The organism is Chryseotalea sp. WA131a (assembly GCA_025370075.1).
Lineage (GTDB): Bacteria > Bacteroidota > Bacteroidia > Cytophagales > Cyclobacteriaceae > ELB16-189.
Genome location: CP073016.1, coordinates 4614728 through 4630292, shown reverse-complemented (window position 1 = coordinate 4630292; position 15565 = coordinate 4614728). Strand labels below are relative to the sequence as shown.

Sequence of the window (15565 nt, the reverse complement as noted above, 5' to 3'; positions counted from 1 at the left end):
CAATTATACCACTATTTCGAAAGGCAAATCTACTTTAAAAATCTTAGCAAAAGAACTTCGGCCAACAGAAAGGCCAAGGCCAATACAATCGCGAATTTCCACAAAGGCTTACCGAGATAGCGCGCTTTGATTTGATCGCCAAAGGCTTGGGGTGACGAAGTCTCTACCGCACTGATGTTTGAGCCTCCGCCCCACTGCTGCTTTACCTCTGCGGCCGAAAGGCATTTTAACATTGATTCCGCTTGATGGGTGTTGATGGCCAACCAGCCGAGTGTATCCGATCCATGGTTGACCGCAAAAAAACCAGGGCTCAAAGAGAACTTGGGCAACTCCATGACCATTTGGCCATTGGATTTACGCTGAGCCGGCACCACCTCCTGGCTGCCCACCAACTTTACAGGCTCTTCGCCAGAAAGGCTATCGGCATGAAAAACAATTTGAGAAGACGACAGCGAATAGTACAATGGCTCTTGTTGCTTTTTGCCAGAAGCGGCCAAGCGATACATGAACGGAACAAATAGCGCATGCTGATAAAAATCGGTATACGATTTATCGAGGGGGCTGCTGAGAACAAACAAATTGCCGAATTGCGAAAGATAAGGGCGACCATCTTTGAGCTTTAACAACGCAGAGCGCTCGATCCCCCAATCGATATTTTTTTTTGCAACAGGCATGGCCAAGGCTGCCGATTTTTCTTCCACAATATTTTGGAAGAGGGGGTTCTCCCAATCGGGCCGCTCAAGTGCGATAAATTCTTTTGCATCGGGCACTACTTGAACGGGCAAATTCAAAGCGCGCTGATAGCTATTTACATCAGGTTTGTGGCCAGGCACAAACAAAAGATGATGCGAGGTGCGGTGGCTCGCCAATGCGCTGGCAAGCGATGGGTTGATTTGATCGATGCCATTGATGACCAACAGATCAGCTTGCTGAAACAAACTGTAGTTTACATTTTTGATATCGTAACTAGAAAAATTGAAAAGATGCTGATTGGCAAAAACTTTACTGATGAAGGTGGGCTCAGATGATTGCTTGATCTCCATTACATTAAGTTTGCCAGCATAGTTAAGAGTAAAATAAAATTCGTTGTCGAAGCTGATGGGGTAATCGCTAAAGGAGATAGTGGCACGGTTGCGGCCGGCCTGGGCACCCGACAAATCAAAAACAACCTCTGCAAAACTTTGTGGTTCAATGTTGATGGAAGTGGCCGACACTTGCTTTTGGTTGATGGATAATTTGACTACCAATCCCTCCACTAATTTTTCACCATCGTTGCGCAACCGAATGTGAATGGAGTTTTTTTCGCCACCAATCATAAACGGATTTTCCAATCGGATGGAATCCACAAACACATTGTTGGGCTTCCCGTAATCGATCGGAATCAAACGAATCTGTTGGACAGAATCAATTTTGGGTGCCGCCCCTAATGTGGAAGCTTGAAAATCTGAAAACCAAAAGAGCGTAGAATTTTTGTTGTGGCGCTTTACAATTTCAGATGCCGAGCGGCCCACACCCGAAAATCGGACTTGCGAAAGGAAGTCCAGCACCTCTGCCTTTGTTTTAGGAGAATTAGAGAAAGGCGCAAAATCGTTGGTGATTAGTTGATAACGGGCATCGGCCGGAAAAGCTTCCATCAATTGTTGAATGCGCTCAACGGCATCATCGAGGGCGCGGGTCTTATCGTTGAGGGGAGCCGAAAGGCTAAATGAATTATCGAGGTAAATGGATACTAGATTAGGAGAAGAGATAGATTCAGTCGCTTTTAAAAACGGTTGAGCAAAAGCCATCACCAAAAAGAAAATAAACAACAAACGAGCGGCCAGCACCAAATACTGTTTAAGCTTTCGCTTTTGAGTATTTTCTTGATTGATTTGCCTTAGAAACCTGGTATTGGAAAAATAAACTCTTATGGTTTTTCGAAAATTGAATAAATGAATGATGATGGGGATGGACAGCGCGGTTAATGCCCACAGAAAGGAAGGGTACTGAAAAATCATTGTGGTAAAGTTAAGATAAAAAGTGCTACTCGCTTCAGCCAAATGTCACAAGCTTGTGGCCCTATCAAGAAATTTTTTGTGACTAACCCAGCACATCTGGATTATCGATACAAACCAGATTACCTATGAATACCAAGCGCCCGTCTCCTGAAGTGAGCACCAGCTCCATGGCTGATATTGCATTTCTGTTATTGACGTTTTTCTTGATTACTACCGTAATTCAAAACCACCAAGGCATTTTGATGATATTGCCAGCGTTTTCAAACGAATCGATCACGGCTCCTGTACACGACAGAAATCTTTTTGCCATTCAAATCAATTCAGCCAATGAATTTTTGATTGAGAAGGAGCCTCGGGAAAATTTGGATGGCGTGAGGGAAGAGATTCAAAGATTTATTTTGAACAATGGAAAAGATCGCTCTTCATCTGATAGTCCAAAAGAAGCGGTGGTTTCGCTAAAAACGGATCGCGGCACAACCTACGCTACTTTTATGGCAGCACTTGATGAAATACAAGCTGCGTATTATGAAATTTATGCCGAGCGAGCAGGGATTACTCCGGCAGCATTTAGGAAATTGAATTTGAACGATCCCAAGCAACTGCAAATCCACAATCGGGCAAAGGAAGGAATACCGATGAATATATCGATGGCAGAGCCAAGTAAGGTTAATTGAAATCGGCACGCTATTCAATTAAAACAAAAAAGGGGGTCAGCATTAAAAGTTGGGGAGTAAGTCTTATCAAACCATATCTAAACATTTAAAAATCCAATTGTAATAATAGTGATGTTGGAATGTGGGTAACTCCCACACAGTCAAACCTTTGAAAGAGCCAAAAACCAATCTGTGGAGTTATCCACATTTCAATATCAACCCATTTTTATAAAAGCTTGTTAGTGCCTTTACTCCCCAACTTTTGAATGTGATCCAAAAAAGGCCATCGAAATTGATGGCCTTCAAAACAAAGATATGAAGAATGGTTATTTCCCCTTCCCCCCCAGCATCACCAAGTCATTTACATTGATTTCAGTAATGTAGCGTTTCTCACCCTTGTCTGTTTCGTAGTTGCGATGAACCAGCTTGCCTTCCACGCACACTTCAGAGCCCTTTTTTAAATACTTGCCCGCTACATCGGCCAATTTGCCCCAAATCACTATGTTGTGCCACTGAGTATCTTCAATCTTTTCGCCCTTGGCATTTTTGTAACTGTCGCTGGTAGCGATCGTGAAGGAAGCCTTCTTGCTTCCGCTGAACTCTTTCACTTCCGGGTCTTTGCCCAAGTTGCCGATTAACTGCACGCTGTTTCTTAAACTTTTCATAATGGTTAAAATTTAAATGGTTAAAAGTGTTTTTTGTTTTTGTCCTCGGCTGAGTTGTTCAGCGATTGACGATGCAAAAGTGGAGGGTGGCCAAAATCAAAGTCGTTTGTTATTCAATTACTTTCGGTTATATTCGTTTGTAAACGTTTAAAAACGAATGCCTGTATTACTTAAAATGCCCTTTTATGACCAAAATCGATGAAAAAGCCTGCCTGGTGTGTGGTGAAAAAATAAAAGGCCGAGCCGATAAAAAATTTTGTTCAGATCAATGCCGGGTGTCTTACAATAACAAACTGAACAGTGATGAAACAAACTACATCCGTAATGTGAATAACGTTTTACGCAAAAACAGACGCATATTGATGGAAGCAAACCCTAGCGGTAAAACGAAGATGAGCCGCGAGAAACTGACTCAAAAAGGATTTGACTTTAACTATTTTACCAACATTTATAAAACAAAAGAGGGTACTATTTACTATTATTGCTACGAACAAGGTTATTTGCCCATTGAAAACAATTGGTACTTGTTGGTCGAACGAAAAGAAAATTTTTAATATTATGAGCGCAAAAGAAATCAAACTCTATCCAAACGAAAAGGTAGCCGTTCTACCCTTTAAGAAGTCCGCTAAAGGAAATCGATATGCCGTAACCAATCATGGTCGGATAATCAGTTTCATAGACAAACCTACCCGCGGACATTTTTTAAAGCCCGGTGTCATCTCTAATTATCCTGGGATTTCTTTTCGAAGTAAGCCAATCACCAAAAGCTTTCTGATCCATCGATTGGTGGCTATCCATTTTTTAAAAAAACCTAGTAAGCAACATAAATTTGTCATCCATTTGAATTACAAAAGGAACGACAATTATTATAAAAATTTGAAATGGGCTACACTCCAAGAAAGAGCCATTCACCACCGAAGCAATCCTAACTATGCGAAGGCCAACGCCAAACTGACCGAGAAGCAAGTACTCACCATCAAACAAAAACTAAGCCTGGGCAAAACAACACTTAAGCAAATCGCCCTAAAATTTGGCGTCAGCGACATGCAAGTACACCGGATAAAAACAGGGGAAAACTGGGGAAGAATAAAAATTTAGTTAGTGGAATGATATGTGGAACCTACAAGGAAAAAAAGCATTGGTAACGGGGGGCACCAAAGGCATTGGCCTCGCCATCGCAAAAGAATTTTTAGAGCTAGGCGCAGAAGTATTGGTGGTTGCACGAACGACCGAAAGCATTAAAGGAAAAGTTAAAAACTCCGCCAATCTTTTTACCATGGATGGCGATGTTACGGATGCCACTTTCCGAAAATCTTTAATTGATAGGGTAACATTAAACTGGGGCAAGTTAGATGTTCTTGTAAATAATGTTGGTACCAATATTCGCAAGAAATTTGTCGAATACACAGAAGAAGAGTACCGTAAACTTTTTGAAGTAAATTTGTTCAGCATGGTAGAAATTTCACGCCTCTCCCATGCTTTGCTAAAAAAATCAAATGACGCAAGTGTCATCAATATCGCTTCCGTTGCCGGGAGTTTCGATGTACAAACTGGCCCACCGTATGGCATGACCAAAGCGGCCATTATTCAATTGACCAAACACCTGGCAGCCGAATGGGCTATTGATAACATTCGTGTTAATTGCGTTTCGCCTTGGTATATTGAAACACCTTTGACCGAAGCGGTATTGGCGCAGCCAGAACGATTGAAGAAAATTTTAGAACGCACTCCGCTTAATCGCGTAGGTAAGCCTGAAGAAGTGGCCAACTTGGTTACCTACTTGGCTATGGATAAAGCCAGTTACATTACGGGGCAAAACATAATGGTAGATGGAGGATTGAGTGTAAAGGGACTTTGAATTTAGAACTTGGGAATTAGGGATTGGGCATTAGGAATTAAGCGTTGAAAACAAAAGACTATGAAGAACTATCTATTAATTTCAACATTACTCATCTCATTCATTGGCAAAAGCCAAACATTAACTGTTGGCTCTCCAAAAGAAAATAGCATGTCTCCCGAGCGGCTTCAACGTATTGACAATTTGATAAACGAACATATCATCAAAGGACAAATACCAGGAGCTGTTGTGTTTATTGCACGCAACGGAAAAATTGTTTTTCACAAAGCCTACGGCTACAGCGACATTGAAAATAAGGTTTCGCTTAAAAAAGATGATATCTTTAGAATAGCCTCTCAGACAAAAGCCATCACCAGCCTGGCCGTGATGATGCTTTTTGAAGAAGGTAAATTTTTATTGGACGACCCGCTCTCGCGTTACGTTCCTGAATTCAAAAACCCAAAAGTATTGAGCAATCTCAATTGGTCAGATACCACTTACAGTACTGTTCCTGCAAAAGGTGAGATTACCATACGCCAATTGCTTACGCATACTTCAGGCATCGATTATGCAAGCATTGGAAGCCAAGAGTTCAAAGCGATTTATGCAAAAGCAAAAATTCCCAGCGGTATTGGTTCGAGCAACATGTTGCTGGCCGACAAGGTGAAAGTTTTAGGAGGGCTTCCTCTGAAACACCATCCGGGCGAACAATATACCTATGGCTTAAATACGGATGTACTTGGCTATTTGGTTGAAGTTTTATCAGGCCAATCACTTGATCAGTTTTTCAAAACCAGAATATTTCAACCGCTGGGTATGAACGATACCTATTTTTATTTACCAAAGGAAAAACACAATCGGCTCGTTTATCTTTATCAAACCAAAAAAGGTGCCCTATCTAAAATGATTGAACCCACCTACGATGGCTCAGATCCCCAATACCCAAAATTAGAAGGTCGTTATTTTTCTGGAGGTGCGGGGTTAAGTTCTACCACAGAAGACTATGCCAAGTTCCTTCAGCTATTTTTAAATAAGGGCGAATATAATGGTGTGCGTTTATTGAGCCGCAAAACAGTAGAGTTGATGTTGACTAATCAAATACAACCACCCTTGACAAATCAATTTGGGTTAGGGTTTGGATTGGAAACCGATAAAAACGACTACCAAAGTATTGTATCTCTCGGTTCGTTCTCGTGGGGAGGCGCATTCAACACGCACTATTGGGCCGACCCAAAGGAAAAATTAGTGGGGCTGATTTTTACTAATATGTATGCTTCGCCTGTTTGGAATATTGGGGATAAGTTTAAGGTAATGGTTTATCAGGGGATAGGGGATTAAACACCTATATCTCTATTAGTTACTAAAGATTTTTTATTGATTCTAAAAGACTTATTAAATCTCTTGGATTCTTTAGCTTATAGTTATTCTTTGAAATCAAATCCTTTATCAGATTCTTATTCAATGGAAAAAGTTCGGTAACGGATTTCTGTGAATTTTTAAATAAAGAAATTTTTCCATCAGGGTCTACAATATAAAATCGCCTCTCCTCAATAAATCTATCCATATTCTGATTAGCGCTATATGCCCCCTTAAAATCAGCCTTAAGTATGGTTTTAGAAATTTTACACAAAAAAAAATTTCGCCCTTCTGCCAATACTGCAAAATATCCTGAAGGTGCTTCTGAATTTGAGAAATCGAATCTTTTGAAAAAACAAAAATCCTCTGGGCATAATGAAGAATCAGCTTTAAAAGTTTCCGCATTCTTTAATACCAACACCCGATTGTCAGATTCCAGTTTATAGATAAATGAATCATCCACTAAATCATAGTTCAAAGACTTTACTCTGTAAATCCTTCCATCTTTAAACTTTAAAACACCAGAAACATACCCATCCCAAAACAACGGGCTTCCTTTTATCCCTTGATAACGATTATCGAATTGCCGAACCATTTGGGTCGGGTCATTAGTTGCACCTAATTGGTTAATATTGGTTTGTGACTCCACACCCTGCCCAAAAACAGTTTTACCAATCAATAAAAGCAATAAGAAGAGTTGAGGTTTCATAATTCAAAGTAAAGAAAAGAGGTTGGATTTTACCAACCTCTTTTTTTCTAAAAACAAATTAACACATCAATACCCGGGGTTTTGAACTAAACCTGGGCTCGCAAAAATCTCCCTTTGAGGTATTGGCAATACAGCTTGATTAGGATCCCAAACTGGACTTGTCAATATACCAGCAACTCGGTTCGTCCTCACAATATCAAAAAAGTAATGACCTTCAAGAGCTAGTTCTGCTCTACGTTGATTAAATACTTCATCTCTAAGTGATGCCTGATTTACCGTCCCTGAATAAGCTGGAAGAGTGGCACGTGTGCGTAATGCATTAACAATAGTGACCGCGTCAGCTAAATCTGTGCCCGTATTTCTTTCGACCATTGCTTCTGCTCTGATCAAATACATCTCAGCATTTCTGAAGACAATAACATTGTCATCATTGGTTTGAGGTCTGAAGTATTTCAAACTTGCATCGACCGAACCTGTGGTTATACGCCTAGTGTCATTTGTTGCATAGATTCCTTGAAGACCGGTTGTGGGCCTAGCCTCATTGCGTCCACCGTTTGCAGCTGGCAATAAGTGAAAAGCAATTGAGTTATTATCCACTGGATCAAATGGAATCTCCCAGATTGACTCAACTGTATTCTTAACAGAGAACAAGGCCGAAAAAGGAGTTACCAATGAGGTAGCAGGCACAGGTAAAGTGGCTCCAGCATCTGTAGCCTCTGAGATTGCTAAATCCCACTCGTTTGCCAAAGCAATGCCAGGAGACGATCTATAGAGGTGAACTCTAGCCTTAAGAGCCCTAAAGGCATTAGCACGCGCCCTAAATCTATTTGTGGCAGCAGAGCCTAAGGTGATAGCTTGACCTAAATCGGCTAAGATTTGTGCATATACTTCTGTTATGCTACTTCTTGGCAATTGTAAAGCTGAAATGTTTGCTTCATCTGTAGGTGTAAGCTTCAAAGGTACTCCTCCCCAGTAACGAACTAAGTTAAAGTAGTGGAATGCTCTCAAGAAGTAGGCTTCACCTAAAATGCCATTTTTATCAGTTAAAGCAGGATCTGTAATTGCGGGAACTTTATCAATAATTTGATTAGCTCTATTAATTGCTTGATAAATTTGCAGCCACATCGCAGTAACGTCAGTATTATCTGCCAATATGCCCCTATTGCCAATGGCCGCCCAAGTGGCGAAGGTTCCCGTCCAACGTAAATTGGTTGTTCCATGCAAATCAGGAAAAATCAAATACAACCGACCATAGTAGTTGGTTGATTGTATTGCATCATAAGCACCAGTTAATGCGGCTCTCGCCCCGGCTGCATTTGAAAATGCGGTGTTAGAGGGAAGAAAATTCTGGGGATTCTGATCTTCTACTACTGAGCAATTTGAAAGTATAATTGCCAAAGTCGACACCAGGGAAATTTTAATAAGTCTTTTCATATTTTTTCAATTAAAATCCAATGTTCACTCCAAATGTATAAACTCGAGCCTGTGGGAATGTTAAGAAGTCAGTCCCTAGCGCAATATTGCTACCGCTAAAGGTATTTACCTCTGGATCTAGACCAGAATAGTTTGTCCAAGTCAGTAAATTTTGTCCTGAAAAATAAACTCGCAAAGAGCTAATTTTCATTTTAGAAGTTAAAGATGCAGGCAAAGTATAACCAAACACCACATTCTTTAATCTAACAAAAGATCCATCCTCTAACCAACGGTCAGATGTCCTTCTATTATTTGGAGCATCACCATTAATGGCTCTTGGGACATTTGTATTTGTGTTGGTGGGTGTCCATCTTCTTAGAACAGCCTCAGTGCTACCAAAAATACTATTCATACCTTCAGAAAATGCTCTCGTATTGTTGTAAATCTTATTGCCAGAGACAAATTGAAAAAAGGCAGAAAAATCAAAACCCTTGTAGCGAAGTGTGTTTGTCCATCCTCCAATAAAATCTGGCTGCGCATTTCCTAAAATCTTTTGGTCATCTCCGGTTACTCGGCCGTCACCAGTGACATCTTCAAACTGAATATCTCCGACTCTAGTTGCGGTTGATTGATATACACCATTTGGTGATCCAGCATTCAAATTATTCAATTGCTCTTGAGTTCTAATCAAATCAACCACCTTGAAGCCTCTAAATGCCCCAATTGGTTCACCTGGAGTAACCCAACTTGCAAAACCAGCAGCAAAGGGCGCAACATCTGCTCCAAGTGAAACAATTTTATTTCTATTGAAAGATATGTTAAAATCAGAATTCCAAACTAAACCACTATTTGAGGATATTGGAGTAGCGCTTATAACTACCTCAAAACCTTTATTCTCCATTTCTCCAATGTTTTGAGAATACGTAGCGAAGCCAGAAACACCAGGAACCGGTCTTGTCAACAATAGGTCTGTGGTCGTTTTGATGTAATAATCAACGCTGATATTCAGACGTGACTTTATCAATCCAATATCGATACCGATGTCAGTTTGAGCTGTTTTTTCCCAAGTTAAGTTTGGATTTGGCAATTGCACTGGGGCAAATCCACCAATTTGGTTAAAGTTACTTCCACCAGTTGCATTAGCTGGAGAGCCTGAACCAAATAAAGCTAAGTAATTAAAATTACCAATCTCTTGATTACCGGTAATTCCATAACTACCACGCAGTTTCAATTCGCTGATGAAGGTTAGGCCATCCATAAATGACTCTTCTTTAATCCTCCATCCTCCGGAAAACGAAGGAAAATAGCCGGTACGATTATTCTGAGCAAAGCGTGATGATTCGTCCACTCGGAAGCTACCTGTAAAGAAGTATTTCCCTTTAAAGTCATAGCTAAGGCGAGTGAATCCGGAGCGAATAGCCCAACTAGTGGCAGATGATTGGGCATCGGTTTTAACTGCTCCAGCAAAAACTTGACGAATGTCATTGCCAGGAAAGCCAGTTGCCGAGGCTTGTATGTTACTGAAGTTAGATTCTTGGAAGCTGGTTCCAAGCAGAGCCGAAAAATTATGAACTTGGTTAAAAGCCTTCCGATAAGTTAACACATTCTCATTAATCCAGTTCACGTCCTGCGATGTATTTGCATTTCCTTGGCCATTTGTACTTAACCCTTGGTTCGTAGTTGTAGGCAAGAAACGTTGCTCTCTGAAATAGAGATAATCAAGGGATATTGAAGTCTTAAAGTTTAACCCAGGAATAAATTCATATTGTGCAAAAGCACCTGTAAGCAACCTGTTGCTTACAGCTTTATTTGTCGGCTCTAAGGCAGAAGCTAAAGGGTTATCCACCGTAGAGGATGGGTCTCTTCCATAAAGGCCACTCGCTAAATATTTAGGCACATCTGGTGCCATCAATATCGCACCAGAAACCACACCAAAAATATTGTTATCATTATTAATACGGTTATTTATAGAGCTGGTGAATGCTGTATTAGTCCCAATGCTAAACTTGTCACTAATCGCATGATCCAAATTTATTCTCCCTGACATTCTTTCAAAGCCAGAACCCTTAACAATTCCCAGTTGATTGAAGTAATTCCCTGAAACGGCAAATTTCGTTTTATCATTACCCCCTTGAGCCGACAGTTCATAATTAGCTATTGGCGCTGAACGAAAAACTTCATTTTGCCAATTTGTACTAGGCGAAGTTGAGGGATCCAAAAAGAAGTTTGCATCGCGTACTTCTAATGGCGTTCCGGATCGAGCAACTACCGCTCTTCCATTCGCGTCAACAGAAAAATTTGAGTTGCCTGCCCAAAACCAAGAAGCCAAATGATTTTTGTTCAACCAAGTTTGGGATCCAGAGCCAAAAATGCTACCGGTTGTTACTGTACCATCTGCATTCTCTAAACCTGCTGGTGCAGCAGCAGTTCCATTTCCTATTCCGAAGCGGCTAACGAGCCCATCAGCTAGGGCATCAACAAACTGAGGTCCAGTAAGGGGTGTTAGTCTCTTCCAAGTCTCTTGTACTCCACCATAATAGTTGAAGCTAATCTTTGTCTTATTTCCAGAAGAACCTCTTTTCGTTGTAATCAGAACAACACCATTAGCGGCCCGTGACCCATAAAGTGCTGAAGCAGCTGCATCTTTCAAAACTTCAATGGAAGCAATATCATTAGGGTTAATATCGTTAATTGCACTAGTTTGTTGGTTTCCTACCCCAATATTGGAATAGCTTCCAGTATTGATTGGAACACCATCAACAACGTATAGAGGCTCATTACTACCGGTAATAGAGCTGGAACCTCTTACTCTAACGGCAATACCGCTACCAGGAGTACCTGAATTTTGTGTAACCTGAACGCCAGCCATCCTTCCTTGCATTGCCTGATCTAAACCAGTCACTGGTTGATTTTTAAACGCTTCAGAATTAACTGAGGCTACCGAACCTGTAATTGTCTTCTTTTCTTGGGTTCCGTAGGCTACAACTATAACCTCTGAAAGTTGAGTTACATCATTGGCCATTTGAACATCAATAACTGTTCTTTCACCAACTTCTATTTCTTGAGTCTTTAATCCAATGAAAGAAAGAACCAATGTGCTTCCTGGAGAGACAGAAAGAGAGAAGCGGCCTTCAGAATCAGTTACAGTTCCATTGGTGGAGCCTTTAACCACCACATTAACACCTGGTAAGGTACTTCCATCATCCGAAGACGTCACCTTACCCGTAATCGTTCTCTCTTGCGCCCAAGTCATAATTGACAGGGTAGCAAAGAGAAACGCAAAAACCACTTTTAGTAGATTTTTTCTCATAGTTTATTATTTTAATTTATTTAATAGGGGCAGAAATGTACAATTTGATAGTATTGCTACCAAATAATCAAGGTAAAATTAAATAAAAAACTAACGTTTGTTTAATTTGTTCAATGTTTTCTATAAAATAATAAACGAAATTCGCCTATTCAGAGCTCTGCTCTCTTCTGAATTATTGTTTGCAACTGGCTTTGATGATCCATACCCCTTAAACGCTAGTTGAGTTTTTGGAATACCAGACAATATTAAATGGTTAAATACTTCTTGTGCTCTCTTTTCAGAAAGTTGTTGATTGTATTTTTCAGAACCTACATTATCGCTATGCCCACCAATCTCAACTCGTAGCATGGGATTTACTTTTAAGAAGTTTCTTACTTCTTCTAATTCGACTGTAGACTTCTCACTCAATTCATATTTATCAAATTCAAAGAAAATATTTTTTAGGGTTACTTCAGCATTTTTAGCGATAGGAGGAAGTTCTAGGTTAACAATCTTTTCTGAAGTCTCGTCAGCTACATTAAAATTTAAACTTGCAAATAGGTATCCCGCACTATTGGCATGAACGGCATAGTCCGATTGGCTCGGCAAAACAAATAAATAAGACCCAGAAGTGGAATCAGAGGTAAAGGTTGAAATCAATTTATTGGCAGACAGATCGTGCAATTCAATTTTCGCCTTCAATGGATTTTTGGTTGTGGCATCGACCACTATTCCTCTTACGATGTTGCTCTTTCGCTTTATTTGCAATTGAGCAGGAATGGTGGTGGAATATATTTTGCTACCCTTTCCCTGTTCTTTGGAATAGTAAGCGAAATCGCCTTTTCCGTTCACCACAAAAGAATATTGATCTGTAAAATCGTTCAGCGGTTGACCTAAATTTATTGGATCTTTCCAGCCAAAATCGACTCTTTCAGACATATAAATATCGTAGCCACCAAATCCAGGCAGCCCGTTGGAAGCAAAATACAAATTCAACCCATTGGAATGAATGAAAGGTGCCAACTCATCAAACGCAGTATTAATGGTCTTGCCTGCATTAACAGCTTTTGCCCAAGTGCCGTCTTCATTTCGGGTAGAATACCAAATATCATAACCTCCGAATCCTCCGCTTCTACTAGATACGAAGAACAGCAAATTACCATCGGCTGAGAGCGCTGGCTGTGCGTCCCAGCCATTAGAATTGACATTAGTTCCCAAACTTGCAGGCTTGCTCCAATAGCTTCCCAACTTCGTGCTTTGATACAAATCGCAGCCTTGATATCCACAAATAGTAAAAATAAGCAACCTGCCATCTGCGGAAATAGTTGATGCGCCTTCGCGAAAATTCGTGTTGATTTGATTGGATATGGGAATTGGTTTTCCCCAACTTCCGTTTTCTGATTTTTTGGTAATGAAAATCTCTTCGTTATCGCTGGCGGTCATTCCAAAACTGACTGTAAAAATCAGCTCGTTTTCGTCAGGCGTTATGGTTGGAAAATATTGTGTTGGAAATGAATTGACCGTATCGCTCAAGGGTTTTATTTGATAATCAAATTTTCGATCGGCATTATCCAGCGAATATTGACTTTGTTTTTTCCATACTTCTACCTGAAGTATTTTCTTTTTATCAAACTTCTCACTTGTCAAAAAACGAGTGGCTAACGCAAGTGACTTGGAGTAATTGCCTACGCGCAAAAAGCCCTCTGCCAATAAATAGAAATAGTTTTTCAGTTTGATGGGGTTGGTGGTGAGTGCCATTCCATTCTCTAGCGATTGATTGGATTTATTCAACTCACCCGCACTCCGATAGGTAAGCCCTATACGAAAATGCGCTTCTTCAAACTTTCTATCTTTTTCAATAGCTTGATTTAACAAAGCAATAGCTTCTGTTAATTGGCCTCGTACGCGAAAGTTATCAGCCTGGGTGTAGTACTCAATTGCTCTTTTTGATTTGGTGGAAAGGGTTTGGGCATTGGAATAAAGCGGAAACAATAATAAAATTATCACGAAGGCCTGTCTTACCGGCAGGCAGGCACAAACGCACAAAACAATATCAAGGCTCTTTCTTTTCATGAAAAAATATTGGTGATGGGTAGCTCAACTCCGTCAAATCCAAGCATGGAGTTAATCAGCTTCACGCTCTCAAATTTAGGAATATCCTTTTCTCGAATTTCCTCCTCTACAATCATGTTATCCTTTATTAATTGTTGGCGCATCGTGCCATTTAAAAGATACGTCTTTGGCGTAATCCACTCATTCTTTCTTTTGAAAACTACGTTGGCATACGAGGCATCGGTAATACATCCGTTTTTAACAATAATGATATCATCACAACTGCCTCGAAGTTCAAACAATTCTTTTAACCGCTTCCTGTTTTCAAATTTAAATGAATAGTCAATGGAATCATCTTGCACAACCTTCAACGAAAAAATTTGATTGGCAGTATACGGTATAAATTCTACGAACTGACTATCTTCATTATACACAACACGGCATTTGTACAAACCTGTGAAAGGAATCAACTCCCTCTTCAAAATCTGGGATAGCGTAAGCTGCGGGCCCATCCCAAAATAGTGCAACAACGTTTTTCGCCTTCTCTCTTCATGCTGTGGAAGATGATAAAATTGACCGTCCAACAATTTAATGGATTCAATAAACTGGGGCATACACTTTATCGATGGCTTCTTGATACTCTTGTACTAAATCGCTTTGAGCGGTAATCCCACCCCCGCTCCGATAAACAAAACCGTTTGGTGTATTCTCGATATAGCGAATCATCACTCCACTATCCACATTTATTCCATCAAAAATACCAAATACCCCTGTAAAATAACCGCGCGGCTCGCCTTCTGCATCTCGAATGATTTCAACTGTTTTTCGTTTCGGTGCCCCGCTGATAGAGCCCGCTGGCAAAAGGCCCATCAACAAATTTCCAAACGAAAAGTCCGTATTCAGTTTACCTGTGATTTCTGAACTCACTTGCAAAAGATTTCTATCCGTGGTTTTCAATTCCTCTACATAGCGAAAGCGAGAGACCGTAACATCGGTGGCCACTAAACTCAAATCGTTGCGAATCAAATCTACAATAGTGACGTGTTCTGATTTTTCCTTCGGATTATCTAAAATGATTTCCTTCGCGTTGGGTAGCGAAGCATCAATCGTTCCCTTCATGGGGAAAGAGGAGATGATGCCATTCTGAATTTTTATAAATGACTCCGGTGAAAAAACCAAAAATTGATTCCGATAACACAATTTGTATTTTGCCTTTGCCTGAAAAAACAAATCTTGCAGTGTTCGATTAATTTGAATCGGGGTTTGAATGGTGAGGTTGGCAAGATAAGAGTCGCCTTGCCGAAGCGCACGCATTACTTTACTAAATTTTAGTTGATAGTCAGTAAGTGAAATCGGATTCTTTTTGAATTCAAGTGATTCTTTTTCAAAATTACCTGAGCAACCTGCATTTGTAAATCCATTCACCTCATAAAGGATTTCCGCTGGGTTTACATCGCTCAACTTAATGGCAAGTGGTTTTTGCAATTCAAAGTCAATTAAAAAAAGAAAGGGTATTCTCTTTTGAGACCAATTGTTTACGGTTGAAATGAAATTCGTCAATCGTACGATTTTTGATTGGTGAATTTTGATTTAT

General features: G+C 40.2%; 13 protein-coding genes. 5 read left to right on the top strand and 8 right to left on the bottom strand.

What is annotated here, in order from left to right:
• Positions 1-29: 29 nt before the first annotated feature.
• Positions 30-1997: a BatA domain-containing protein gene (locus tag KA713_21365; protein ID UXE66945.1), complete on the bottom strand. Its 1968-nt coding sequence runs from the start codon at positions 1995-1997 to the stop codon at positions 30-32.
• A gap of 125 nt (positions 1998-2122) precedes the next feature.
• On the opposite strand from KA713_21365, the gene KA713_21360 reads away from it, so the two are divergent.
• Entirely contained in the window at positions 2123-2671 is a 549-nt protein-coding gene (locus tag KA713_21360) for a biopolymer transporter ExbD (protein UXE66944.1), read from the top strand.
• 305 nt (positions 2672-2976) lie between these two features.
• Here KA713_21360 and ssb read toward each other — a convergent pair whose 3' ends face one another.
• Positions 2977-3315: a single-stranded DNA-binding protein gene (gene ssb / locus KA713_21355; GenBank protein UXE66943.1), complete on the bottom strand. Its 339-nt coding sequence runs from the start codon at positions 3313-3315 to the stop codon at positions 2977-2979.
• A gap of 185 nt (positions 3316-3500) precedes the next feature.
• On the opposite strand from ssb, the gene KA713_21350 reads away from it, so the two are divergent.
• Genes KA713_21350 through KA713_21335 form a run of 4 tightly spaced genes read left to right on the top strand, consistent with a single transcriptional unit; the run spans position 3501 to position 6490 of the window.
• Positions 3501-3869 (top strand): DUF2116 family Zn-ribbon domain-containing protein, encoded by a 369-nt coding sequence (locus KA713_21350; GenBank protein UXE66942.1) that lies wholly within the window; start codon positions 3501-3503, stop codon positions 3867-3869.
• 4 nt (positions 3870-3873) lie between these two features.
• Positions 3874-4413: a hypothetical protein gene (locus KA713_21345; GenBank protein UXE66941.1), complete on the top strand. Its 540-nt coding sequence runs from the start codon at positions 3874-3876 to the stop codon at positions 4411-4413.
• Positions 4414-4426: 13 nt separating this feature from the next.
• Positions 4427-5173, top strand: a complete 747-nt coding sequence (locus KA713_21340) for an SDR family oxidoreductase (GenBank protein UXE66940.1) — start codon at positions 4427-4429, stop codon at positions 5171-5173.
• A gap of 60 nt (positions 5174-5233) precedes the next feature.
• Positions 5234-6490 (top strand): beta-lactamase family protein, encoded by a 1257-nt coding sequence (locus KA713_21335; protein ID UXE66939.1) that lies wholly within the window; start codon positions 5234-5236, stop codon positions 6488-6490.
• A 22-nt stretch (positions 6491-6512) separates the two neighbouring features.
• On the opposite strand, the gene KA713_21330 is transcribed toward KA713_21335, so the two are convergent.
• The 6 genes from KA713_21330 to KA713_21305 all read right to left on the bottom strand — a co-directional run bounded on the left by KA713_21330 (position 6513) and on the right by KA713_21305 (position 15531).
• A complete protein-coding gene (locus KA713_21330) occupies positions 6513-7217 on the bottom strand; it encodes a hypothetical protein (protein ID UXE66938.1) in 705 nt (234 codons plus the stop codon).
• Positions 7218-7283: 66 nt separating this feature from the next.
• Positions 7284-8651, bottom strand: coding sequence for a RagB/SusD family nutrient uptake outer membrane protein (locus KA713_21325; protein UXE66937.1), 1368 nt, complete (start codon positions 8649-8651; stop codon positions 7284-7286).
• Between the two features lie 10 nt (positions 8652-8661).
• Positions 8662-11940: a TonB-dependent receptor gene (locus KA713_21320; GenBank protein ID UXE66936.1), complete on the bottom strand. Its 3279-nt coding sequence runs from the start codon at positions 11938-11940 to the stop codon at positions 8662-8664.
• A 120-nt stretch (positions 11941-12060) separates the two neighbouring features.
• The gene (locus KA713_21315; protein UXE66935.1) at positions 12061-13992 is read right to left on the bottom strand and encodes an OmpA family protein; all 1932 of its coding nucleotides are present in this window, start codon (positions 13990-13992) and stop codon (positions 12061-12063) included.
• Positions 13989-14585, bottom strand: a complete 597-nt coding sequence (locus KA713_21310; protein UXE66934.1) for an aminotransferase class IV — start codon at positions 14583-14585, stop codon at positions 13989-13991. Before KA713_21310 ends, KA713_21315 begins: the two co-directional genes overlap by 4 nt.
• Positions 14569-15531 carry an aminodeoxychorismate synthase component I gene (locus KA713_21305; GenBank protein UXE66933.1) on the bottom strand — a complete coding sequence of 321 codons (963 nt, stop codon included), beginning with the start codon at positions 15529-15531 and terminating at the stop codon, positions 14569-14571. Before KA713_21305 ends, KA713_21310 begins: the two co-directional genes overlap by 17 nt.
• Positions 15532-15565 lie beyond the last annotated feature (34 nt).

Coding starts and splice junctions, on each gene's coding strand:
- KA713_21365 (UXE66945.1), bottom strand. CDS start 1,997: ATGATTTTTCAGTACCCTTCCTTTCTGTGGGCATTAACCGCGCTGTCC.
- KA713_21315 (UXE66935.1), bottom strand. CDS start 13,992: ATGAAAAGAAAGAGCCTTGATATTGTTTTGTGCGTTTGTGCCTGCCTG.
- KA713_21320 (UXE66936.1), bottom strand. CDS start 11,940: ATGAGAAAAAATCTACTAAAAGTGGTTTTTGCGTTTCTCTTTGCTACC.
- KA713_21310 (UXE66934.1), bottom strand. CDS start 14,585: ATGCCCCAGTTTATTGAATCCATTAAATTGTTGGACGGTCAATTTTAT.
- KA713_21325 (UXE66937.1), bottom strand. CDS start 8,651: ATGAAAAGACTTATTAAAATTTCCCTGGTGTCGACTTTGGCAATTATA.
- KA713_21360 (UXE66944.1), top strand. CDS start 2,123: ATGAATACCAAGCGCCCGTCTCCTGAAGTGAGCACCAGCTCCATGGCT.
- KA713_21345 (UXE66941.1), top strand. CDS start 3,874: ATGAGCGCAAAAGAAATCAAACTCTATCCAAACGAAAAGGTAGCCGTT.
- ssb (UXE66943.1), bottom strand. CDS start 3,315: ATGAAAAGTTTAAGAAACAGCGTGCAGTTAATCGGCAACTTGGGCAAA.
- KA713_21340 (UXE66940.1), top strand. CDS start 4,427: ATGTGGAACCTACAAGGAAAAAAAGCATTGGTAACGGGGGGCACCAAA.
- KA713_21335 (UXE66939.1), top strand. CDS start 5,234: ATGAAGAACTATCTATTAATTTCAACATTACTCATCTCATTCATTGGC.
- KA713_21330 (UXE66938.1), bottom strand. CDS start 7,217: ATGAAACCTCAACTCTTCTTATTGCTTTTATTGATTGGTAAAACTGTT.
- KA713_21350 (UXE66942.1), top strand. CDS start 3,501: ATGACCAAAATCGATGAAAAAGCCTGCCTGGTGTGTGGTGAAAAAATA.